Genomic DNA, 22,377 nt, shown 5'->3' on the forward strand with positions numbered 1-22,377 from the left:
CCGTGCGGGTGCGGCACCGCGCGTCCCGGCACCCGCCTCCCGCGTCCCGGGCGCAGCAGCACCCCATGCGGCGGAGCAGCGGGGTGGTGCGTGGGCGTCAGAGGGCGCGGACCTCGCGCCGGTAGCGGGTCTCGGCGACCCCGGCCAGGGTCCGGGCCATCACCGCGAACACGAAGCGCTGCGAGGGGTAGGCCGCCAGCCACCCCAGCCGCCCGGCCATCCCGCGCGGGGCGAACCGCAGGGTCTGGGTGTAGCGGCTGGTCAGCCGGTCGGTCGGGGCGACGGCGAGCTCCAGCCGGGCGTCGCCGGGCAGCCGGTCGGCGGCCCGCAGCACCAGCCGGTGCGCCGGCTCGACCGCCTCGACGATCCAGCGGTCCAGGGGCTCCCCCGGGACGAGCCGGGCCGGGCCGTCGCCCTGCCGCCGCGGGACCACGCCGGGCCCGCCGGCCAGGATGTCGAGGTGGCCGGTCAGCGTCGCGACGCCCGGGACGGTGTACCAGCCGTGCGGGCCGCCGAGCGTCTCGATCACCGACCAGACGGCGTGGGCGGGGGCGGCCACGTCGCGGGTGTCGGTCGTCGACCACTCCAGCGGACCGGTGCCGGGCGGGTCGGACGGCCCCGGTCCGGCCGCGCCGACGCCGTCGAGGGCACGGCGGACCGCGGTGCGGTACGGGGTCCGTCCGCCGGGCGGGGTGCCGATGAGCACGTCGAGGGCCGCGAGGTCGTCGGGGTCGGCCACCAGCTCGTGGCGCATCGACTCGACCAGCGGCTCGGCCAGGCCCCGGCCGACCGGGGTGAGCGCGGCGACGGCGCGGGCGGTGAGCCGCGGCGCGGACAGCGGGACGGGCACCGGGAACGGCCGCAGCAGCCCGGCCTCGGCGGCGAACTCGCTCATCAGGGAGCGGTAGGTGTGCACGTCGGGGCCGCCGACGTCGAACGCCCGGTCCACCTCGGCGGGCAGGTCGAGGCAGCCGACGATGTCGTACAGCACGTCGTCGACGGCGATCGGCTGGATCCGGTTCCACGCCCGGTCGGGCAGCGGCAGGAGCAGGGGACCGCCCATCGCCGTCTCGGTGAGGTGGCGGATCATCTCGAAGCTGGCCGAGCCGGTCCCGACGACGATCCCGGCGCGCAGCACCGCGGTCGGCACCGGGCCGGCGAGCAGGATGTCGCCGACCTCGCGGCGCGAGGACAGGTGCTGCGACACCCGCCGGGTGCCGGCCGCGGGCTGCAGTCCGCCCAGGTAGACGATGCGACGCACGCCGGCCGCGGCGGCCCCGTCGGCCAGGGCGTGCGCGGCGGCGCGGTCCCGTGCGTCGTAGCCGGGGCCGTCCATCGCGTGCACCAGGTGGACGACGGCGTCGACGCCCTCGCAGGCCCGGCGCACGTCGGCCGCGTCCTGGGCGTCGCCGCGGGCGACGTCGACCAGGTCGCCCCACGGGTGCGCGGCGAGCTTGGCCGGGGTGCGGGCGAGCACCCGCACGTCGTGGCCGGCGTCGAGCAGGCGTGGGACGAGCCGGGACCCGACGTAGCCGGTGGCACCGAGGACGAGCACGAGCATGGGGTGATCCTCGCGGTCCCCGGCGCGGGGCGCGCGCCGGGGTGACGACCGACTCAGCCGATCCCGGCCAGGCGCAGCCCGGCCGTCGTCGCCGCGGCGAGGACGACGACCAGCACGAACGGCATCCGCAGCAGCAGCGCACCCGCGGCCACGGCCACCCCGGCCGGGCGGGCCCAGCCGGCGAACCCGGCCCCCTCGAACCAGGTGCCGGTGGCGACGAGCGCGACGAGCAGCCCGACCGCGCCCAGCTCGACGAGGCGGACGGTGCGCGGTGACAGGGCGACCCGGTCGTGCAGGACGAGCGGCAGCAGCCGCATGAGGTAGGTCCCGCCGGCGAGGACGAGCAGGGCGGCGACGGTCACGACTGCTCCTCCGTCCGTCCGGCGGCGGTGACGCCGAGCAGGCCGGCCAGCACGGGCAGCCCCGCCGGCAGGAACGGTGCGCAGGCCAGCGAGACCGCTGCCGCGGCGGCACCGACCCGGCGGGCGTCGACCCGGCGCAGCATCGGGACGAGCATCGCCAGCATCGCGGCGGGGAAGGCCGCGTCCAGGCCGAACGCGCCCGGGTCCGGCACGCTCGCGCCGAGCACGAGACCGGCCGCGGTGCCGAGCTGCCAGCACAGGTACTTCACAACGCCGAGGATCCGGAACGCACGCCACCCCCGCCCGGGGACGTCGGTGCGGGCCAGCACGAACGCCGTCGACTCGTCGGTGACGACGTGGGCCGCGGGCAGCCGCGCCCAGCCCCCACCCAGGTGGCGGGCCAGCGCCAGGCCGAACGGCAGGTGCCGCAGGTTGAGCACCAGCCCCGCGGCGACGGCGGCCCACATGCCTCCGCCGGCGGCGAGCACCCCGGTGACGAGGAGCTGGGCGCCGCCCGCGAACACCAGCAGCGACATCGCCATCGTCATGGCCGGGGACAGCCCGGCGGCCGGCGCGAGCGCGCCGAAGGACACCCCGACGACGGCGACGGCCACCGAGATGGTGAGCGCATCGCGGACGTCCCCGCGGGTCGTTCGCTGTATCGAACGCATGCCCGATACAGTGAACAACACCGCCTGTGTTCGTCAAGTCGAACGAGGAGAACGATGAACCGAACGCCTGAGCCGCCGCTCGCGACGATCGCGGCGGCCATCCGCCGGGAGCGCGAACGCCTCGGGATCTCCTCGGCCGAGCTGGCCCGGCGCGCGGGGATCGCGAAGTCGACGCTGTCGCAGCTGGAGGCGGGCACCGGCAACCCGAGCGTCGAGACGCTGTGGGCGATCGCCGTGGTCGCGGGAGTGCCGTTCAGCGCCCTGGTGGAGCCGCCGTCGTCGCCGCTGCGGGTGGTGCGCTTCGCCGACCGTCCCGCGATCCGGTCGGAGGAGGCCGCGTACACCGGCGCACTGCTGTCGCCCTGTCCGCCGGGCGCTCGCCGCGACCTGCACCTCATCACCTGCGAACCCGGGCCGGCGCGGACGGCCGACGCCCACTCCCCCGGCACCGTCGAGCACATGGTGGTGTCCACGGGCCGGTGGAGCGCCGGGCCGGACGACGAGCAGGTCGAGCTCGACCCGGGTGACCACGTCACCTTCCCCGCCGACCGGCCGCACAGTTACCGGGCGCTCACCCCGGGGGCCACCGCGGTGCTGGTGATGGAGTACCGCTGATCAGGTGCCGCTCGCGCCGCGGGTCGCCGAGCCGGGCTCGGGGTCCGGACCGCCCTCGGTGATGCGGTGCAGCAGTCCGTCGAGGAGCCCCTCGTCGTTGCCGCCCGAGCTGCCCGAGCCGCCCTCGCCCTTCTCCGACCCGGGCAGCGCGTACTGACGGACCCAGTCGACCTGCATCTCCGAGGGCTTCACGTCGCCGCCGCCCTTGGGGAACCAGTCGAGCTGGATGGTCAGGTGCATCGGCCCGGGAGGCAGGATGGAGGTGTCGTCGGTGTGCCACCACTGCTTGCCGTCGACGAAGGCGGTCACGCCCTTCGGCGTCCACTCGACCGCCCAGTTGTGCCACTGGGTCGCGTCGATGTCGACCGAGCCCTGGACCTGGGAGTTGTCCTCGCCGTAGTGCAGGAACAGGTTGGTCTTCTGCCGGGTGTGGTCGGTCATCTCCATGAAGTCGATCTCGCCGCCGACCGGGAAGTTCTCCGCGGTCGGCCAGAGCAGCAGCAACGCGTTGTACGACGGGTCCGACGCGGGCGCCCGCACCCGGCCCTCCCAGCGGCCGTACTTCTGGCTGCTGTCGGACCAGGCCATGCCGCCGGTGGTGCCGTCGGCGTCGCCGTCGATGGTGAGCACGCCGTCCTTCACCGAGATCGCCGACGGGGAACGGGTCCCCTTTCCGGCGTGGCCGGGGCCGTCGTAGGGGCTCCAGCCCGTGAGGGTGTCGCCGTTGAAGTCGTCGACCTTGGTGGGCTCGCCCCAGCCGTGCTCGACGGCGGCGCTGGTCGCCGCACCCGGATAGGACGGGACCGCCGGGGCCGCAGGGCCTGCCGGGGCCGCGCCTGCGGCGCAGTCCGCGGGGGCCGGGGTCGCGCCGGGGGCCGAGGTGTCGGTCGGGGTGGTCGTGGCGCCGCCGGGCGCCGCGCCCGGGTTCGCGGTCGCCGAGGTCGTGTCCGAGGGTGAGCCCCGCTCTCCGCCCTGGTCGCCGCCGGATCCGGCCTGGTCACTCTTATCGCCCTGGTCGCCGGCCGAACCGCCCTGGCCGTCGCCCGAGGTCGTGTCGTGGCCCGAGGCCGGGTCGGAGCCCTTGTCGTCTGCGGCGCTCTTGTCGTCCCCGGCGCCCTTCTGGTCCCCGGCGCCCTTCTGGTCCCCGGCGCCCTTCTGGTCTCCGGCGCCCTTGTCGCTGCCGGAGCCCTTGCCGCTGCCGGAGCCGCCGCCGGACCCCTGGTCGGCTCCCTGGTCGCCGCCGGAGCCGGAGTCGCCACCGGAGCCCGTGGCGCCGTCCGATCCGTGGTCCCCGCCGGAACCCTGGTCGCCGCCGGAGCCGGTGTCGCCGCCCGGGGACGTCGTACCGCCCGGGGATGTGTCGTCGCCGGACCCCCTGTCGCCGGAGCCGGAGTCGCCCGTGCCCGACGTCGTGTTGCCGGAGTCCCCACCGGAACCCGACCCCTGGTCTCCGCCGGAGCCCGAACCCGAGCCGGAGCCGGAGCCGGAGCCGGAGCCGGAGCCACGGTCACCACCCGAGCCGGACCCCGCATCGCTCCCCGAGCCACCCGACCCCGACGATCCCCCGTCGTCACCGGAGCCGCTCCCGGACGCACCGTCTCCCCCGGGCTCGCCCGTCCCGGGGGCAGCGGAGGCGTCGGGCTTCCCCGACCCGGCATCTCCGTCACCGCCGGTGACCGGACCACCCGAACCGGCTCCCCCGCCCGGGGTGGCGCCCGTCGTGGGGCAGTCCGCGGTCGTCGTCGCACCCGCTCGACCGTCTCCGGTGTCCGCGAACGCCGCGGCCGGAAAACTGATCAACATCGCGGCGGCGATCGCCACGACCCTCACAGAGCGTCCCATCAGGCTCCTCCGTAACAGTGGTCTCCTGATCCACATCGCACGCTAGATGCCACAGCGTCACCACGAGCCCTCTGTCACCACATCGAGTAGGCAACCCCTCCACCGAGCGACCGCGGAACGTGTCCGGAACGGACGACCCACGCGTCCGGGGGACCGATCGGGTCACCGGACCGTGGTCCCCGGAACGACGAGAGCCCCGTCCGGCGGCGTGCCGGACGGGGCTCTCGGGGCGGAGCGGGGGGTGCTTACCAGCCGCGAGCGGCGTAACGCTGCTCGTCGGGGATGTCGGCGATGTTGATGCCCACCATCGCCTCACCGAGACCGCGGGAGACCTTCGCGATCATCTCGGGGTCGTCGTGGAAGGTCGTGGCCTTCACGATCGCCGACGCGCGCTGCGCCGGGTCCCCGGACTTGAAGATGCCGGAACCGACGAACACACCCTCGGCGCCGAGCTGCATCATCATCGCGGCGTCGGCCGGGGTCGCGATGCCACCGGCGGTGAACAGCACGACCGGCAGCTTCCCGGTGCGGGCCACCTCGGCGACCAGCTCGACCGGGGCGCGCAGCTCCTTGGCCGCGATGTAGAGCTCGGCGGCGTCGAGCGAGGCGAGCCGGCCGATCTCGGCGCGGATCGAGCGCATGTGCCGGGTGGCCTCGACGACGTTGCCGGTGCCGGCCTCGCCCTTCGAGCGGATCATCGCCGCGCCCTCGGAGATGCGGCGCAGGGCCTCACCGAGGTTGGTGGCGCCGCAGACGAAGGGGGCGGTGAATCTCCACTTGTCGATGTGGTGCGCCTCGTCGGCCGGGGTCAGCACCTCGGACTCGTCGATGTAGTCCACACCCAGTGACTGCAGGACCTGGGCCTCGACGAAGTGGCCGATGCGGGCCTTCGCCATGACCGGGATGGACACGGCCTCGACGATGCCGGTGATCATGTCCGGGTCCGACATACGGGCCACGCCGCCGTTGGCACGGATGTCGGCCGGGACGCGCTCGAGGGCCATGACGGCGACGGCCCCGGCGTCCTCGGCGATCTTGGCCTGATCCGGGGTGACGACGTCCATGATCACGCCGCCCTTCAGCATCTCGGCCATCCCGCGCTTCACCCGCGCGGTGCCGTGCTGCGGACCGGCGGTGTCGGGGGTGTTCTCAGCTGCGGACACGGGTGATCGGAGCTCCTCACATGACGGTCGGACTGCGTCGCGATTCTACGTGAGGTCGCGCAGGTGAACGCGGCGGTTCCGGATCGGCGATCTCGAAGTACACCGGCTCCGGTGCGGTCCCGTACAACCGCAGCATCCGGACCAGCCGCCGGGACCGCAACGCACGGGTGTCGCGGACGGCGTCGTTGTGCACCCGGCGGGCCAGCACGACCAGCGCCTCCGCCTCGGCGAGGTCGCCGCAGGGCGCGGGCTCCCCCGGCCCCCGCCGGACGGCGGCGAGCTGCCTGGTCAGGGCGTTCTCCGCGGCCTCGCGGGCGGCGCGGCTCCCGGCCGGGTCGCGGCCGTCCGGCGCCGGGGCGGGCAGCGCACGCGCGGCGACGGCGGCCCGGCGCAGCTCCGGTGGCGCGGCGGGACCGAGCGCGTCGGCGACGGCGAGCGCGACCCGGGCCCTGGCGTCCAGGGCCGCGGCGAGCCCGGCGCGGGCGGCGTCGACCCGCACGTGCAGCCGGTGCAGGCGTCGGACCCGTGTCACGCACCACAGGGTGAGAGCCGCCACCAGCAGTGCCGCGAGGACCGCCGTCCCGGCGACGACGGCGGTGCTCACCGCGCGCCCCCGCGCACCAGCGGTCGCGGTGCGGCGGCGATCGCGGCCCGGTACACGCGCAGCACGTCCCCGGCGACGACCGGCCAGTCGTAGCGCTGCACCCGTTCCCGACCGGCGGCGGCGAGCCGGGCCCGGGCGGTGTCGTCGTCGAGGAGGCCGGACAGCGCGGCGGCCAGGGCGGCGCCTTCGCCGGGCGGGAACAGGGCGCCGGCGCGGCCGTCGTCGAGGACGGCGCGGAAGGACTCGAGGTCCGCGGCCAGCACCGGGGCGCCCGCGGCCATCGCCTCGGTCAGCACCATCCCGAAGCTCTCCCCGCCGCGGTGCGGTGCGCAGAACACCGCGACCGAGCGCAGCGCGGCGGCCTTGGTCTCCTCGTCGACCGGACCGAGCAGGTCGATCCGCTCGGCCAGCCCGGGCCCAGCGGTGCGCAGCAGCCGGTCGCCGTCGCCGCGGCCGACGACGAGCAGCCGCACGTCCGGCCGGTCGGCGACGACCCGGCGCAGCGCGTCCAGCAGCACCGGCATGCCCTTGCGGGGCTCGTCGAAGCGGCCGACGTAGCCGACCCGCACCGCGGGCGGCAGGTCCAGCGCCGGTCCGTGGGCGAACCGGGCGACGTCGACGCCGTTGGGGATCTCGGTGGCGTCCCCGCCCAGGTGCTCGACCTGCACCCGGCGCGCGGTCGCCGACACCGCGATCCGCGCCGTCACCCGTTCCAGCAGGGGCCGCGCCATGGGTCCGAACGCCGCGAGCGCCCGGGACCGCTCGGTGGAGGTGTGGAAGGTCGCGACGACCGGCCCGCGGGCGTCGAGCAGCGCCAGCGCCGACACCGACGGGGTCGTCGGCTCGTGCACGTGCAGCACGTCGAAGTCGTGCGTGGCGAGCCAGCGCCGGGTGCGGTGGCGGGTCATCGGGCCGAACGCGACGCGGGCGACGGAGCCGTTGTAGGGGACGCCGACGGCCCGTCCGGCCGGGGTGACGAACTCCGGCGCCGTGCCGGTCGCCGGGGCCAGGACCTCGACCGTGTGCCCGAGCCCGCGCAGCGCGGCGGCGAGGTCCAGGACGTGGCGCTGCACTCCCCCGGCGACCTCGAGGGAGTACGGGCAGACGATCCCGATCCTCATCCCGCACCGACCGGTTGGAGCATGTGCCAGTCCCACGGACGGCGGGCGATCATGTCGCCGAAGGCGTCGGCGAGGCGCTGGACGGCGTCGGGACCGGGCAGGACCGGCGCGCCGACCTCGACGCCCCAGGCGTCGTCGGTGAAGTAGGGGTAGGCCGGGTGCAGCGCGGCACCGGTGAGCCGGGCGAGCCGGGCCGGGCCGGACGGCAGCCGGGCGGGCCCCCCGAGGAAGGTCACCTCGGTGCCGGTGCCGGACAGGTCGCGGTCGGCGACCAGGCAGACCACGCCGCCGCGGCGCAGCCGCCCGGTCAGCGCCCGGTGCGCCGTGCGGGGGTCGTCGGCGGTCACGACCTCGAACCCGAGCCCGGACCGGTAGGCGAGGAACCGGCGGAACAACGGCTCCGGGCGCAGCCGCTGCACGACGGTGGTCAGCGCCGGTTCGAGCCCGAGCCGGTCGAGCTCGCGCAGCAGATAGAGCCCGGCCAGGTCCCAGTTGCCGGCGTGCGGGAGGGCGAACACGACCCCGCGCCCGGACCGGACGGCCGCGAGTGCGTCTGCGACGCCGTGGGCGTGCGGCGCCATCGCGGCGTGCACCGCGGCGGGGTCGAGCCCGGGCAGTGCGAACGCCTCCCGCCAGTAGCGGGCGTAGCTGCGCATCCCGGCGGCGACCAGCGCGTCGAGCTCGGCGGGGGTCGCATCGGGGCGGACCCGGCGCAGGTTGTGCCGCAGCCGCCGCACCCCCGGGCCGTCGCGGCGCACCGCGAGCGCGGCGCCCGCGTCGAACACCCGCTCCACGACGCCCGCGGGCAGCCGCCCCGCGACCGTCCAGCCCGCCGCGTACCCGGCGGCACCGAGCGCGGCGGCCGTGCGTTCCCGCAGGTCAGGCACGGGGAGCCTCGCGGGAGCTCCGCCGTACCGCCAGGATCCGCTGGCCGAGGGTCACCGCCGTCCCGAGCGCCAGCACGACGAGGGTGACGGTCAGCGCCCACGGCACCCCGACGCCGGACAGGAACGCCCCGACCAGGCCGAGGATGAGCCGTTCGGCGCGTTCGACGAGACCGCCCTCGGCGGTGAGCCCGACGGACTCGGCGCGGGCCTTGACGTAGGACACGATCTGGCCGCCGACCAGCGCCACCAGCGCGGCGGCACCGGCGAGGGGCTCGGCCCCGCCGGTCAGCGCCCACCAGGCGAGCCCGGCGAACAGGGCGCCGTCGACGATCCGGTCGCAGGTGGAGTCGAGCACCGCCCCGAACGGGGTGCCGTGCCCGCGGGCACGGGCCATTGCGCCGTCGATCAGGTCGGTGAGCACGAACAGGGTGACCAGCACCGCGCCGAGCGCCAGCCACCCGGTGGGCAGGAACGCCAGCGAACAGACCACGGCCCCGACGGTGCCGAGCACCGTGACGGTGTCCGGGCTGACACCGCGGTCGATCAGGGCTCGTCCGACGGGGTCGGTGAGCCGGTTGACGTGCGCGCGGGCGAACAGGTTCAGCATCGGCGGCTGCGTGCTCCCGTGCAGGACGGCGACGGTGGGGGGACCCTCCCAGCCTAGTCCGACACCGGATCCGCCCGCCGCAGGTGCGGCCGGAGTCAGCGGCGTGGCGGTTCCCACGCCTGGGCCAGCTGGTCGCGGGTCTCGGCGAGCAGCTGCGGGATGACCTTGGTCTGCCCGACGACGGCGATGAAGTTCGCGTCCCCGCCCCACCGCGGGACGACGTGCTGGTGCAGGTGCTCGGCCAGCGACCCGCCCGCGACGTGGCCCAGGTTCAGCCCCACGTTGAACGCGTGCGGCGCCGCGACCTTCTTCATGGTCACGACGGCCTGCCGGGTGAACGCCATCAGCTCACCGGCCTCGGAGTCGGTGAGATCCTCCAGGTCCGCGACGTGCCGGTAGGGCAGCACCATCAGGTGCCCCGGGTTGTACGGGTGCAGGTTGAGCAGCGCGAACACCTCGTCGCCGCGGGCGACGACGAGGTTGTCCGCGTCCGGGTCCGCCGAGTCGCCCAGGGTCTCCCCCCGGGCGATCCGGCAGAACGGGCAGCCGGTGTCACCGGCACCCTGGATGTAGGCGAGCCGGTGCGGGGTCCACAGCCGGGCGAAGCCGTCGGGCGTCCCGGTCCCCTCCTGCGGGACCCACTCCTGCTCCATGCGCCGATCCTAGGCGCCGGCCGGGAAGCTCTCCGCGGTCGGCGAGGTGTTCGTGCGCGAGCGCACCCACTCGATGATGGAGGTGACCGCCTGCTCGACCGGCACCGCGTTGGTCTGCGAGCCGTCGCGGAACCGGAAGCTGACCGCCCCCGCCTCGACGTCGCGTCCGCCGACGAGCAGCAGGAACGGCACCTTCGCCAGGGTGTGGGTGCGGATCTTCTTCTGCATGCGGTCGTCACCGGAGTCGACGTCGACCCGGATGCCGGCGGCACGCAGCCGGGCGGCGACGTCGCGGACGTAGTCGTCCTGGGCCTCGGTGACCGGGATCCCCACGACCTGGACGGGCGCCAGCCACGCCGGGAAGGCGCCGGCGTAGTGCTCGGTGAGCACGCCGAAGAAGCGCTCGATCGACCCGAACAAAGCACGGTGGATCATGACCGGACGCTGCCGGGAGCCGTCGGAGGCGGTGTACTCCAGCTCGAAGCGGTCCGGCAGCATCAGGTCGACCTGGATGGTCGACATCTGCCAGTAGCGGCCGATCGCGTCACGGGCCTGCACCGAGATCTTCGGGGCGTAGAACGCGGCGCCGCCCGGGTCGTCGCGCAGCTCCAGACCGAAGCTCTCGGCGGCGTCGCGCAGCGCCTGGGTGGCCTCGGCCCACGACTCGTCGGACCCGATGAACTTCTCCGGGTTGCGGGTGGACAGCTCCAGGTAGAAGTCGTCGAGGCCGTAGTCGCGCAGCAGGTCGAGCACGAACTGCAGCAGGCTGCGGATCTCGCCCTGCATCTGCTCGCGGGTGCAGTAGATGTGCGCGTCGTCCTGGGTGAAGCCGCGGGCCCGGGTCAGGCCGTGCACGACACCGGACTTCTCGTAGCGGTAGACGGTGCCGAACTCGAACAGCCGCAGCGGCAGCTCGCGGTAGGACCGCCCGCGCGAGGCGAAGATCAGGTTGTGCATCGGGCAGTTCATCGGCTTGAGGTAGTAGTCCACCGCGGGCCGCTTGAGCTCGCCGTCGGCGGTGTACTCCGCGTCGAGCTGCATGGGCGGGTACATGCCCTCGGCGTACCACTCCAGGTGCCCGGACTTCTGGAACAGCGCGCCCTTGGTCGCGTGCGGGGTGTAGACGAACTCGTAGCCCGCCTCGGCGTGCCGCTCACGCGAGAGGTCCTCCAGCTCCTTGCGGACGACCCCGCCCTTGGGGTGGAAGACGGGCAGGCCCGACCCGATCTCGTCGGGGAAGCTGAACAGATCCAGCTCGCTGCCCAGGCGGCGGTGGTCGCGGCGCTCGGCCTCGGCGATGCGCTCCAGGTAGGCGTCGTGCGCCTCCTGGGACTCCCACGCGGTGCCGTAGATCCGCTGGAGCTGGGCGTTGGCCTGGTCGCCCCGCCAGTACGCGGCGGCCGAGCGGGTCAGCGAGAACGCCGGGATGTACTTGGTGGTCGGCAGGTGCGGGCCGCGGCAGAGGTCCGACCAGACGGTCGCGCCGGTGTGGGCGTGCACGTTGTCGTAGACGGTGAGCTCGCCGGAGGAGTCGACCTCCATGACCTCGCCGTCGGAGTCGGCACCGCCCTTGAGGTCGATCAGCTCCAGCTTGTACGGCTGGTCGGCGAGCTCGGCGCGGGCCTCGTCGCGGGAGGCGTAGCGGCGGCGCTCGAAGCGCTGGCCGGACTTGACGATCTTCTTCATCGCCGACTCGATCTTCTTCAGATCCTCGGGGGTGAAGGGGGTGTCGACGTCGAAGTCGTAGTAGAAGCCGTCGGTGACCGGCGGGCCGATGCCCAGCTTGGCCTTCGGGAACAGCTGCTGGACGGCCTGGGCGAGCACGTGCGCCGCCGAGTGCCGGATGACGCTGCGCCCCTCCTCGGTGTTCGCCGGGACCGGCACGACCTCGGCCTCGGCCTCGGGGGCCCAGGCCAGGTCGCGCAGGACGCCCTCGGCGTCGCGCACGACGACGATCGCCTCGGGACCGCTGGTCGGCAGCCCGCCCTCCCGGACGCGCGCACCGGCCGTCGTCCCGGCCGGCACCCGGATCGGGGCGGACGCTGGCGGGGCGGACAGTGCGGACACGGGGGTGCCTCCTGCGGTGGTGCGAACGGATGGACCTCCGATGCTAGTCGGGGGGCGCGAACCGGTTTCGACCGCGGGGAACACGGCCGCCGGGTGGCCCCCGACCGGGGCGGCCGGGGATGATCGCGGACGTGAACGACGCCGCCACCCGCTTCCGGGCCGCGATCGAGGCCGGAGACCTCGACGCGGCCGTCGCCCTCTGCCGCGACGACGTCGAGTTCCGCTCGCCCGTCGTGCACCGCCCCTACCGGGGCCGGGAGGCGTTGCGCCCCATCCTCGGCGCGGTGTTCACCGTCTTCGGCGGGTTCCACTACGTCGCCGAGTACTCCGGCGACGACGGCCACGTGCTCGAGTTCACCGCGACCGTCGGGGAGCGCGAGGTGCAGGGGGTCGACGTGCTGCGCACCGACGACGAGGGCCGCATCCGCGAGCTGACCGTGCTCGTGCGGCCGCTGTCGGCCGCGGTCGCACTGCGCGACCGCATGGGCCCGCTGCTGTCCTGACCCTGACCCGTCGCCGCAGCTCGGGGGCGGGGTTGCCGCCGCCCGGCGACCGACGACGGCCGGTCGTCCCGCCGGATGCGGCCGTCCGGCCGTCCGGCCCCGGCTCGCTCGCGCGTCGTCGCACACAACCGGCCGTTGCTCGATGCAGTGATCGCCTCGCCTGTGCAGCCCTTCGGCCGCGGGCACGATGGTCCACATGCCGCACCATGATCGGGTGATCCGGTCACGGAGCGCGCCATCACCCCGCTGACGTGCCGACATTCGAGTGACGTCGATCAGGTGGGCACAACGCCGCCCTCCGGTCCCTCGTTGAGGCAGGGAGCTCGTTGACCGGGTGAGACCACGCCACCGTCCGGCTGCGCCGGCAGACGACCAGAAGGGAGAGCCGGTTGCCCGCAGGCCCGCCCCCACCGCCGCGGTCGCGCCGCTCTCCCGAGTCCGATTCCTACGGTGTGTCCGGCTCCCACGGTGCCTCCGCTCCCGGTCCTGCGGTCGACACCGAGGAGCGCCCGACCGGACGACACCAGACCGGACGACACAGCAGCGACCAGGTCGCCCGCGCCGACTCCGGCGCCCCGGCACGGCACGGCGCCCCCGCCGCCGGCGGGCGTGTGCGGTCCGGTGACCCGGAGGCGCGGTCCTTCACCGACGTCGTGCGGGCCACCGGGTCCACCGCGCGCCCCGGCCCGGACGGACCGCGAGGCGCCGGCGCGGACGGGTCACGAGGTTCCGGCGCGAACGGGTCGCCCGGTGCCGGTGAGGACGGCCGCCGTCGACGCTCCCGGCGGGCCGACGAGGCCGCCTCCGCCGGCGCCGGGACACCGACGAACGGCGCCCCAGCGCACGGCGCCCGCACCGACGGATCCGCTGCGAACGGTGCTGCCGCGAACGGGTCGTCCGCGCACGGCGCCGCGACGGGCTCCGGGGCCCACGGCTCCGGGGCCCACGGCTCCGGGGCCCACGGCTCCGGGGGCAGCACGAAGGTCGGGCTGCGTGTGCGCGGCGGCACCGTGCCCCGCGAACCCGGCCCGCAGCCCGGCACCACCGGCGCGACGCCCGCAGGCCCGCCCGCCCCCACGGGGGCCACGCCGACCGGGGCCACCCCGAGCAGGGCAACGCCGACCGGGAACCGGCACACCACCGGCCCACAGCGGCGTCCTGGCACCGGCGGGCCCGGCGGCCCTGCCGGGTCCGGCCCTACCGCGTCCGGCCCTACCGCGTCCGGTCCCGCCGCGTCCGGTCCCGCCGCGTCCGGTCCTGCCGCGCGCGGCCCTGCGGCGTCCGGTCCCCCGCCCTCCGGCTCCGCGACCTCCGGCCCCGCGTCGTCCGGCGTGTCGGCAGGCCGCGCGCCGTCCCGTCCGGCCGGGACGTCCGCGCCGGCCGGCCGTCCCACCCCGCCCGCTGCCACCCCGGGGCGCCGGGACACCGGGCCCCGCCGGAGTCCCGCCGCCGGCCCGTCGGTCGCCGCACCCCACGCCACCGCACCCCGGGCAGCCGCACCCCGCCCCGGGGAGCACCCGTCGCTGCCGCCGGTCCCACGGCCCGCTGTGCCCCCGACCCGATCCGCACGGCCCGCCCCGGCGTCGGCCGCCCCGGCGACCACAGCGACACCGGCAACCACAGCGGCACCGGCAACCACAGCGCCCCCGGCGACCACCGTGACTCCGGCTACCACCGCGGCCCTCGCCGCGCCTCCGGCACCGAGCCCGGGCCCGGCGGCCCCGGGCGGCACGAGCGGCACCCTCCGCACCGGACGCCGTCGTCGTCCCGAACCGGACGGGAGCGCCGGCAGCGCCACGGACGCCCTGCCCGCGCACACCGGCGGCCGCCGCCGTCCCGGACCCGACGACGCCGCGACCGCGCTCACCCCCGCCGCCGCGGCCCGCACCGGGCTCGTGCCCGCCGCCCGCCCACGCAGCGACGGCGGAGCACCCACCGCGCTGGTCCCCGCCCCCGGCGACGACCCGGGCACCGAACTCGTCGACGCCGCGGCCCCCGGCCCGCGCCGCCGGCGCCGGGCCGAGCCCGACGGACCGTTCGACCGGGTCATCGCACTCGTCGGCCCCGGAGTGGGTGTCGTGCGTCGCCGCCTCGGCATCCTCGACGCCGACCAGAAGGCAGCCCTCACCCCCGAGGAGCGCCGGACCCGGCGCCGCCGGCAGATCGTGTACTCGCTGGTCGGGACGGCCGCGTCGATCGTGCTGCTGCCGCTGCTGCTGCTCGGGATCGGCTGGCTGCTGTTCCCGATCCCCAGCACCGACGACGCCGTGCAGAACCAGATCGCCACCGTCTCCTACGCCGACGGCGGGCAGCTCGCCCGGCTGGTGCCCGAGCAGGGCAACCGGATCAAGGTCGGGATGGACGCCATCCCGATCCACGTGCGCGAGGCCGTGCTCGCCGCCGAGGACCGGTCGTTCTACTCGAACCCGGGCTTCGACTTCACCGGCATCCTGCGCGCGATGGTCAACCAGCTGACCGGCGGCGTCGGCGGCGGATCGACGATCACCCAGCAGTACGTCAAGAACACCCTGGTCGGCAACGACGCGACCTACTGGCGCAAGTACAAGGAACTGATCGTCTCGTTGAAGGTCTCCGGGCAGAAGTCCAAGGACGAGATCCTCAACGACTACCTCAACGCCATCTACTTCGGCCGCGGCGCCTACGGCATCGAGTCCGCCAGCCTCGCCTACTTCGGCAAGCCCGCGGCCCAGCTGACCCCCAGCGAGGGCGCGCTGATCGCCGGGATCATCCAGTCGCCGTCCAACTGGGACCCGGCGAACTCCCCGGACCGGGCGAAACAGCGCTGGAACTTCGTCCTCGACGGCATGAACGCCCAGGGCTGGATCTCCACGGCCGACCGGCAGGCCGCGGTGTTCCCACAGACGATCCCGCCGCAGAACACCTCCCGGTCGTCGTCGCTGACCGACGCACGCGGCCACATCCTCAACGCCGTCCGCTCCGAACTGGGCTCGCTGGGCATCTCCGAGCAGGCGTTCGCCCAGGGCGGCCTCCAGGTCACGACGACGATCGACCCGCAGCGCCAGCAGCAGCTCACCGACTCGGTCGAGCAGAAGCTGCGCGGCGAGCCCGAGCTGCTGCGCACCGGCGCCGTCGCGATCGACCCGCGCACCGGCGGGATCGTCGGCTACTACGGCGGCTCGAACGGCACCGGCCTCGACTACGCCCAGGTCATGAAGCAGCCCGGGTCGACGTTCAAGCCGTTCGCCGTGCTCGCCGGGCTCCTGAACGACCCGCCGATCGGCCTGGGCACCACCTTCGACGGGTCCGAGCGGCCGGGGCTGCGCAACGCCGAGGGCGCCAACTGCCCGCGCTGCGACCTCAAGCAGGCGATGACGATCTCCAACAACGTCGTCTTCACCAAGCTCGCCGCGCAGGTCGGACCGCAGAAGGTCGCCGACGCCGCCCGGCTCGCCGGGATCACCGCGCCGCTGGACAACCCGGACGCGCGGCTCCCGCTGGGCAACAAGGAGGTCACGCCGGTCCAGCTGGCGTCGGCCTACGCCACCATCGCCGCGGGCGGCGTCTGGCACCCCCCGCACATGGTGTCCAAGGTCGTCGACTCCGACGGGCGCGTGCTCTACGAGTACCAGCCCGGCGAGGGCGAGCAGCGTTTCCCCGAGCAGGTGGCACGCAACGTCGTCGAGGCGATGATGAACGTCGTCGACAACGACGGGCTGCAGCTGCCCGACGGGCAGGAGGCCGCCGGCAAGACCGGCACCGTCCAGTCGCGCTTCGAGGGCCAGAACAACGACGCCTGGTTCGCCGGCTTCACCCCCCAGATCGCGACGGCCGTGTGGGTCGGCACCGACCGCAACGACCCGATCCAGGACTCCTCCGGCCGCCCGATCAACGGCTCCGACCTGCCGGGATCGGTGTGGAAGGAGTTCATGTCCGACACCGTGCGCGCCACCGGCACGACCGAGTTCCCGGCGTTCAGGCCGATCGGCGAGGCACCCTCCACCCTGGCGCCCAACGAGCCGACCGCCCCGGCGACGCCGACCAGCACGCCCTCCGCCGAGCCCACCCCGGAGCCGACAGCGGAACCGGCCGCCCCCGCCGAGCCGCCTGCCCCGGCCCCCGTGGACCCGACCGGCGCCCCGGAGGCCACCGGCGACCCGCTGCCCGCCCCGCAGGACGACACCCAGCCCGGCGGCGACGCGGGCCGTGCCGCGGACCCGACCGTCGGCTGATCCGCCCCGTTCGCGCCACCGCCGGGCTACCGTGGACGGGTGACCGGTGACCATCACTTCGAGGTGGTGGCCTGGCGGGCGGACCGCAGGCTCACCCTCTACGTGCCGGGCATCGAGGCGTCGACCACCGTCGACGACCCCCGGGCGGCCGAGGACGCGGTCCGCGACCTGATCGCGGACCTCACCGGCGTCGACCGCGGGGTCATCACCTGCGACATCCGGCTCGGACGCCCCTGGCGCTCCGGGATCTGAGACCTGCCGGGTCTGGGGATCCGCGACCGGTCGGTGTGATCCGAGACCTCCCCGGTCAGCGGGACGGCGGCACCAGGATCGTGGCCGCCGCCGCACACACCGACTCGGTGAGCGCGTCGAGCACGGTGGTGCTGAGCTTCCAGTGCTGCCAGTAGAGCGGGACGTCGAGGTGGCGATCGGCGTCGAGCAGCACGAGCCGCCCGGCGGCCGCAGCCTCCCGCGCCGGGCCGTCGGTGAACATCCCCCAGCCCAGACCGGCACGGATCGCCTCGTGGTAGCCGTCGGCGGCGGGCACCCGGTGGGCCGGACCGGTGCACGGCCGGTGGGTGAGCCCGCGGACGAACCGGGTCTGCAACACGTCCTTCGACCCGAAGTCGACCCGCGGCGCGAGCGGGAACGCCTCGGCCGGGTCCCGCCCGGCGAACCACCGGTCGTACACCGGCCGGGCCGCGACGGGCCGGTAACGGGTCGCGCCCAGCGGCCGGACCGCGCAGCCCTGCACCGGCGCCGACGACGTCGTGACCGCCCCGACCACCGAACCCTCGCGGAGCAGCGCCGCGGTGTACTGCTCGTCGTCGACGTGCAGGTCCAGCCGGACCCCGTGCCGGGCGGCCAGGGGCACCACCGCGGACAGGAACCAGTGGGTCACCGAGTCCGCGTTCACCGCGATCGGCAGGTGCGTGCCCGCGGTGTCGGCACTACCGAAGCCGGCCTCGACCTCCCCCTCGAGCACCGCGATCTGGCGCGCCAGCCGCAGCAGCGCGGCCCCCTCCTCGGTCGCGACGCACGGACGCGTGCGGCGCACCAGGATCCGGCGCGCCTGCCGTTCCAGGGCCTTGATCCGCTGGGACACCGCGGACGGCGTGATCGACAGCCGCGCGGCGGCGGCGTCGAAACCGCCCTCCTCGACAACGGCGCTCAGGGTGGCCAGCTGATCCCGGTCGTACATGAAGCAAAGCTACACTTCATGAAGTTCTTTCAGTTCTCGACGTCCTCCTGACGCGGTCGGCCTAGCGTCGACGACGTGAGTGTGCTGGCGGGATTCGGGACGGGACTGTCGCTGATCGCGGCGATCGGGGCACAGAACGCGTTCGTGCTGCGGCAGGGGCTGCGCCGCGAGCACGTCCCGGCGGTGGTGCTGTTCTGCGTGCTGGCCGACCTGGTGCTGGTGACCGCGGCGGTCGCGGGTGTCGGGCTGGTCGTCGACCGCGTACCGGGCCTGGTCGAGGTGGTGCGGTGGGGCGGCGTCGTCTGGCTGACCGGCTACGGGCTGGTGGCGCTGCGGCGCGCCGTCCGTCCCGGCTCGCTCGACGCCGACGCGCACGGCTCGGCCCGGCCGCTCGTACCCGTCCTGGGGAGCGCGGCGGCGCTGACCTTCCTCAACCCGCACATGATGCTGGACCTGCTCGTCCTCGGGTCGCTGGCCGCCGCCCACGGCGACGACGGCCGGTGGGCGTTCGGCGCCGGGGTGGTCGTGGCCAGCCTGACCTGGTTCTCCGGGCTGGGCTTCGGCGCGGCGCGGCTCGCCGGGCTGTTCGCGCGGCCGACCGCGTGGCGGGTGCTCGACGGTGTCGTCGCGGCGGTGATGCTCGGGCTCGCCGCCGGCCTCGCCGTCTCCTGAGTCCCACCGGACCGTCCCGGCGGTGCGCGACCCGGCCGATCCGGAGTAGAACGTGACCCGTGTCCGCCGAGTACGTGTCGGTGCAGCCGCCCGTCGCGCTGCGCGGTCGGGTGCTGCGCCTGCTCGGTTACCGCGAGCACGCCGACGCGCCGCGGCGGCGTCGTCAGCCCGCGGCCGGCGGGGTCGCGCTGATCCTGGGGCTCCATCCGCTGACCCTGTCCGGCCCCGCGCTCGGCACCGCGACGGCGGACGCGTTCGTCGGCGCGCCGAGCGACACCTGGGTGCTGACCGAGTTCACCGGCCCACAGGCCGGGGTGCAGGTCGACCTCACCCCGGCGGCGGCGTTCACCGTGCTCGGCGGGCGTGCGCTGCCCGGCGGCGCGGTCCCGCGCCTGGACGAGCTGCACGACCCCACGCTGGCCGCGCTGCCCGCACGCCTCGCCGCCGAACCGACCTGGGCCCGACGGTTCGCACTGGTCAACGCACTGCTGGCGGAGCGGCTGCTCGACCCGCGCGCACGCGTCGTCGCACCGGAGGTGTGCTGGGCGTGGGACCGGCTCCTCGCCACCGACGGCCGGGTCGGCGTCAGGGAGCTGGCCGCGGGGACCGGGTGGAGCACACGGCACCTGCAGTCCCGCTTCCGCGACCAGGTCGGTCTGACCCCGGGCACCGCGCGCCGTGTCCTGCGCTTCGGCCGGGCCGCGGGCCTGGTCGGGCGTGGCAGCGACCCGCTCGCCGCGATCGCCGCCACATGCGGCTACGCCGACCAGGCCCATCTCACGCGCGAGTTCCGCGCGCTGGCCGGGCTGTCACCCGCCGCGTTCCGGGCCGAGGTGTTCGCATCCGTTCAAGACCTCCTGCCCGGCCCCGACCAGGATCGGGCGTCATGAGCATCCACCCCACCCTCCGCTACGACGACCCACGCGCCGCGATCGCGTTCCTCACCACCGCGCTCGGCTTCCGGGAGGCCGCCGTCCACACCGGTGAGGACGGCACCGTCGCCCACGCCGAGCTCGCCTGGGACGACGGCGACGACACCGGCCTCGTCCTGATCGGACCGCGCCGGCCCGGCGGCGACCGCTTCGACACCGGCCCGGCCGTGATCTACCTGACGTGCGACGACCCGGACGCGGTGCACGCCCGTGCGGTCGCCGCCGGGGCGCAGATCGCCATGGCCCCGACCGACCAGGACTACGGTTCACGCGAGTGCGCCGTCACCGATCCGGAGGGCACCACCTGGAGCGTGGGGACCTACCGGCCGTCCCCGGGGCGCCCGTGACCGCACGCCACCCGGACCCCGCCGACCCGCTGCCGTGGCTGCGGGAGATCTGCCTGTCGCTGCCCGAGGTGACCGAGAAGCTCAGCCACGGGTCGCCGTCGTGGTTCGTGCGGAGGATGTTCGTGTCCTACGCCGACCACCACCACGGCCACCCGCACCGGGCGTTCTGGTGCGCCGCTCCCCCGGGCGTCCAGTCCGAGCTGGTCGCCGAGGACCCGGTCCGGTTCTTCCGGCCCGCCTACGTCGGCCACCGCGGCTGGCTCGGGGTGGTGCTGGACGGCACCGGACCCGACGCCGCCGACCGGGACGAGATCACCGAGATCGTGACCGACGCGTGGCGTTGCGTCGCCCCGGCCCGGCTGGCCGCCCGGCTCGACCGCTGACTCAGGCCGCGGCGCCCGACTCCCGGACCGACCGGAGCAGCGCCGTGAGCAGCCGGGCGTGGTCGGCGTCGGCCTGGCTCGGGACGAGGAAGCGGCGGCGCAGGACGGCGTAGGACAGCTCGTTGCGCGGGTCGGCGAGCGCCTGCTGACCGCCGGCCCCGCTGTGGCCGAACGACCCGGCAGCCAGCATCGGGTAGACCTCCGAGGAGGCGTGGAACCCGACCGCCCACGCCTTGTGCTGCCGCAGGACCAGGTCGAAGCCGGCGGTCTGGATCTGGGCGAACGCCGCGAGCGTGTCCGGGCGGAGCAGCGCGGGGCGGCCGTCGATCGGGCCGGTCGCGGCCGCGTAGAGCGCCGCGAGGGCGTGCGCGGTTCCGATCCCACCGAGCGAGGCGGGTCCCCGGGAGCGGACCACCGGGTGGGCCGGCAGCTCCCAGACCTCGCAGCCCTCGGGGTGCTGCCGGTTGAACGCGATCCCGGGCAGACCGTCCGCTGCGCCCGCGCCCGCGGCGAGCTCCCGCAGGCGCTCGGGTGTGGCGATCATGGGCTGCGGGGCGAGGAACCGGCGCTCGGCCTCCGCGGGCAGCCCGAGGTGCAGGTCCAGGCCCAGCGGCCCGGTCAGCAGCTCCCGGACGAGCACACCCACGTCCGACGAGGTGGCCCGGCGGACCACCTCGCCGGTGAGGGCCGACTCGACCAGGGCGTGGTAGCCCGACGAGGTGCCGGGACGCCAGAACGGGCGCTGCGCCCCGAGCCGCCGGGCCACCAGCCGGTCGTCGGAGAGCTCGTCGACGGAGAAGCCCTCGGGCGTTCCGACCAGACCCGCCTGGTGGGCGAGCAACTCGCGCAGCAGCAGGTCCTGCTTCCCGCCGGTGGCGAACTCCGGCCAGTAGTGGGCGACCCGCTCGTCCAGGTCCAGGACCCCCTCCTGGACCAGCAGCGCGACGAGGAGATGGGTCACGCCCTTGGTCGCCGAGTAGATGCCCAGGAGGGAGTCGGGGCCGGTCTCCGGACCGGCCCACAGGTCCACCACCGGCCGGCCCCGGTGCCGGGCCGAGACCTGGACGTCGAGGGGGGGCACCCTCGGCCGCGAGCAGCGCGGCGAACGCGTCCCTCACGGGTTCGAAACCGTTGGCGACCGTGCCCTGCACCGTGGGCCTCTCGAGTGTCCGCATCGCCTGGTCCTCCCTCTCCTTCGGTAAGTGACCATTGGATACTAACCTAGGCGGGCGGCCGTCGGGCCGTGACGGGCGCCTCGCCTACAGTCCGGCCCATGACACCGACCCCGGACGCGGGCGGTCCCGGACGCCGGCCGGGCCGGCCGCCGCGGCTCAGCCGCGACGCGATCGTCGAGGCCGTCGCGTCCACCGCGAACCTCGACACCCTGACGGTGCGCGAGCTCGCCGCCCGGCTGCAGGTGAGCCACGGCGCGCTCTACCGCTGGGTGCGCAACCGCGACGAGCTCGTCGACCTGGTCAGCGCCACCGTGGTCGACCGGGTCCTCGGCAGGCTCGACGACGACCCCCGCGGACCGGCCCCGACGGCCGCGGACCAGCTGGAGCGGCTCGGCACCGCCATGCACGCGGAGTTCCTGGCGCTACCGGGCTACGCCACGCACCTGTCCCGGCCGCACCGCCACCACACGCCCTCGGTCGAGCGGCTCCGGGACACCGCGGTCGCGGCGTTCGTGCGCGACGGCGTCGCCGAGGACCTCGCGGTGCAGAGCTGGCAGATCTTCGTGACCTGCACGGTCGGGTGGCTGGCCGCGGTGGAGAACGCGCAGCATCCCGGGGCCGGGGTGCCGGACTTCCCGGTCGTCCTCGACGTGCTGGTCCGCGGACTGCCCGCCCGTCCCCTCGGCGGCGTGGACGGGTCGTGATCACCGGTCGTGGAGCGTGGCGTCCGCGTCACGGACGGCACGGACGGTCCGCTCCACCACCGGTGATCATGCGGGGCGGGCGGACGCCGCCCGCCG

At 75.3% G+C, this 22,377-nt stretch carries 22 protein-coding genes; 9 read left to right on the forward strand and 13 right to left on the reverse strand.

The annotated features are described in order from the left end of the window. Positions 1 to 97: 97 nt before the first annotated feature. The 3 genes from KPL59_RS28780 to KPL59_RS28790 are packed head-to-tail and all read right to left on the reverse strand — an operon-like array spanning position 98 to position 2,594. Entirely contained in the window at positions 98 to 1,561 is a 1,464-nt protein-coding gene (locus KPL59_RS28780; RefSeq protein WP_226362638.1) for a DUF2867 domain-containing protein, read from the reverse strand. Between the two features lie 53 nt (positions 1,562 to 1,614). Then, positions 1,615 to 1,923, reverse strand: a complete 309-nt coding sequence (locus KPL59_RS28785; RefSeq protein ID WP_082375354.1) for an AzlD domain-containing protein — start codon at positions 1,921 to 1,923, stop codon at positions 1,615 to 1,617. Beyond that, positions 1,920 to 2,594 carry an AzlC family ABC transporter permease gene (locus KPL59_RS28790; RefSeq protein ID WP_075306727.1) on the reverse strand — a complete coding sequence of 225 codons (675 nt, stop codon included), beginning with the start codon at positions 2,592 to 2,594 and terminating at the stop codon, positions 1,920 to 1,922. The genes KPL59_RS28785 and KPL59_RS28790 overlap by 4 nt, the downstream gene beginning before the upstream one ends. A 54-nt stretch (positions 2,595 to 2,648) precedes the next feature. Between KPL59_RS28790 and KPL59_RS28795 the strand changes: the two genes are divergently transcribed. Next, the gene (locus KPL59_RS28795; RefSeq protein ID WP_226359497.1) at positions 2,649 to 3,209 is read left to right on the forward strand and encodes a helix-turn-helix domain-containing protein; all 561 of its coding nucleotides are present in this window, start codon (positions 2,649 to 2,651) and stop codon (positions 3,207 to 3,209) included. Here the strand turns inward: KPL59_RS28795 and KPL59_RS36600 are convergent, their stop codons facing one another. The 8 genes from KPL59_RS36600 to thrS form a co-directional block, all read right to left on the reverse strand. After that, positions 3,210 to 5,051, reverse strand: a complete 1,842-nt coding sequence (locus KPL59_RS36600; protein WP_305080585.1) for a glycoside hydrolase family 16 protein — start codon at positions 5,049 to 5,051, stop codon at positions 3,210 to 3,212. A 245-nt stretch (positions 5,052 to 5,296) separates the two neighbouring features. Then, entirely contained in the window at positions 5,297 to 6,214 is a 918-nt protein-coding gene (gene pdxS / locus KPL59_RS28805) for a pyridoxal 5'-phosphate synthase lyase subunit PdxS (protein WP_226362639.1), read from the reverse strand. Between the two features lie 16 nt (positions 6,215 to 6,230). Then, positions 6,231 to 6,818 carry an NUDIX hydrolase gene (locus KPL59_RS28810; protein ID WP_226362640.1) on the reverse strand — a complete coding sequence of 196 codons (588 nt, stop codon included), beginning with the start codon at positions 6,816 to 6,818 and terminating at the stop codon, positions 6,231 to 6,233. Beyond that, positions 6,815 to 7,939, reverse strand: coding sequence for a glycosyltransferase family 4 protein (locus KPL59_RS28815; protein WP_226362641.1), 1,125 nt, complete (start codon positions 7,937 to 7,939; stop codon positions 6,815 to 6,817). Before KPL59_RS28815 ends, KPL59_RS28810 begins: the two co-directional genes overlap by 4 nt. Beyond that, the gene (locus KPL59_RS28820; RefSeq protein WP_226362642.1) at positions 7,936 to 8,826 is read right to left on the reverse strand and encodes a phosphatidylinositol mannoside acyltransferase; all 891 of its coding nucleotides are present in this window, start codon (positions 8,824 to 8,826) and stop codon (positions 7,936 to 7,938) included. Before KPL59_RS28820 ends, KPL59_RS28815 begins: the two co-directional genes overlap by 4 nt. Further along, a complete protein-coding gene (gene pgsA / locus KPL59_RS28825) occupies positions 8,819 to 9,433 on the reverse strand; it encodes a phosphatidylinositol phosphate synthase (RefSeq protein ID WP_020626619.1) in 615 nt (204 codons plus the stop codon). Before pgsA ends, KPL59_RS28820 begins: the two co-directional genes overlap by 8 nt. Positions 9,434 to 9,528: 95 nt before the next feature. Beyond that, complete coding sequence (locus KPL59_RS28830) at positions 9,529 to 10,086, reverse strand: HIT domain-containing protein (protein ID WP_020626618.1); 558 nt, start codon at positions 10,084 to 10,086, stop codon at positions 9,529 to 9,531. Between the two features lie 9 nt (positions 10,087 to 10,095). Next, on the reverse strand, positions 10,096 to 12,153 hold the full coding sequence (thrS, locus tag KPL59_RS28835) for a threonine--tRNA ligase (protein ID WP_226362643.1): 2,058 nt from the start codon (positions 12,151 to 12,153) through the stop codon (positions 10,096 to 10,098). A gap of 131 nt (positions 12,154 to 12,284) precedes the next feature. Here thrS and KPL59_RS28840 point away from each other — a divergent pair, with 131 nt between their 5' ends. The 3 genes from KPL59_RS28840 to KPL59_RS28850 all read left to right on the forward strand — a co-directional run bounded on the left by KPL59_RS28840 (position 12,285) and on the right by KPL59_RS28850 (position 17,119). Next, a complete protein-coding gene (locus KPL59_RS28840) occupies positions 12,285 to 12,656 on the forward strand; it encodes a nuclear transport factor 2 family protein (protein WP_226362644.1) in 372 nt (123 codons plus the stop codon). Positions 12,657 to 13,108: 452 nt separating this feature from the next. After that, complete coding sequence (locus KPL59_RS36090) at positions 13,109 to 16,867, forward strand: transglycosylase domain-containing protein (RefSeq protein WP_308187970.1); 3,759 nt, start codon at positions 13,109 to 13,111, stop codon at positions 16,865 to 16,867. 39 nt (positions 16,868 to 16,906) lie between these two features. Further along, complete coding sequence (locus KPL59_RS28850; RefSeq protein WP_020626576.1) at positions 16,907 to 17,119, forward strand: hypothetical protein; 213 nt, start codon at positions 16,907 to 16,909, stop codon at positions 17,117 to 17,119. A 55-nt stretch (positions 17,120 to 17,174) separates the two neighbouring features. Here KPL59_RS28850 and KPL59_RS28855 read toward each other — a convergent pair whose 3' ends face one another. After that, positions 17,175 to 18,068 (reverse strand): LysR family transcriptional regulator ArgP, encoded by an 894-nt coding sequence (locus KPL59_RS28855; RefSeq protein ID WP_075306736.1) that lies wholly within the window; start codon positions 18,066 to 18,068, stop codon positions 17,175 to 17,177. A gap of 75 nt (positions 18,069 to 18,143) precedes the next feature. On the opposite strand from KPL59_RS28855, the gene KPL59_RS28860 reads away from it, so the two are divergent. Genes KPL59_RS28860 through KPL59_RS28875 form a run of 4 tightly spaced genes read left to right on the forward strand, consistent with a single transcriptional unit; the run spans position 18,144 to position 20,402 of the window. Next, positions 18,144 to 18,740, forward strand: coding sequence for a LysE/ArgO family amino acid transporter (locus KPL59_RS28860; protein WP_060712024.1), 597 nt, complete (start codon positions 18,144 to 18,146; stop codon positions 18,738 to 18,740). A gap of 59 nt (positions 18,741 to 18,799) precedes the next feature. Next, positions 18,800 to 19,630 (forward strand): AraC family transcriptional regulator, encoded by an 831-nt coding sequence (locus KPL59_RS37210; protein ID WP_226353258.1) that lies wholly within the window; start codon positions 18,800 to 18,802, stop codon positions 19,628 to 19,630. Then, on the forward strand, positions 19,627 to 20,019 hold the full coding sequence (locus tag KPL59_RS28870) for a glyoxalase/bleomycin resistance/extradiol dioxygenase family protein (RefSeq protein WP_226353257.1): 393 nt from the start codon (positions 19,627 to 19,629) through the stop codon (positions 20,017 to 20,019). Before KPL59_RS37210 ends, KPL59_RS28870 begins: the two co-directional genes overlap by 4 nt. Beyond that, positions 20,016 to 20,402, forward strand: a complete 387-nt coding sequence (locus KPL59_RS28875) for an MmcQ/YjbR family DNA-binding protein (protein WP_226353256.1) — start codon at positions 20,016 to 20,018, stop codon at positions 20,400 to 20,402. Before KPL59_RS28870 ends, KPL59_RS28875 begins: the two co-directional genes overlap by 4 nt. Before the next feature lies 1 nt (position 20,403). Here the strand turns inward: KPL59_RS28875 and KPL59_RS28880 are convergent, their stop codons facing one another. Beyond that, the gene (locus KPL59_RS28880) at positions 20,404 to 21,483 is read right to left on the reverse strand and encodes a serine hydrolase domain-containing protein (protein WP_226362645.1); all 1,080 of its coding nucleotides are present in this window, start codon (positions 21,481 to 21,483) and stop codon (positions 20,404 to 20,406) included. Positions 21,484 to 21,675: 192 nt separating this feature from the next. Between KPL59_RS28880 and KPL59_RS28885 the strand changes: the two genes are divergently transcribed. Beyond that, positions 21,676 to 22,281, forward strand: a complete 606-nt coding sequence (locus tag KPL59_RS28885; protein ID WP_226353254.1) for a TetR/AcrR family transcriptional regulator — start codon at positions 21,676 to 21,678, stop codon at positions 22,279 to 22,281. Positions 22,282 to 22,377: the final 96 nt, after the last annotated feature.

The organism is Pseudonocardia sp. ICBG1142 (assembly GCF_020496255.1).
Taxonomy (GTDB): domain Bacteria; phylum Actinomycetota; class Actinomycetes; order Mycobacteriales; family Pseudonocardiaceae; genus Pseudonocardia.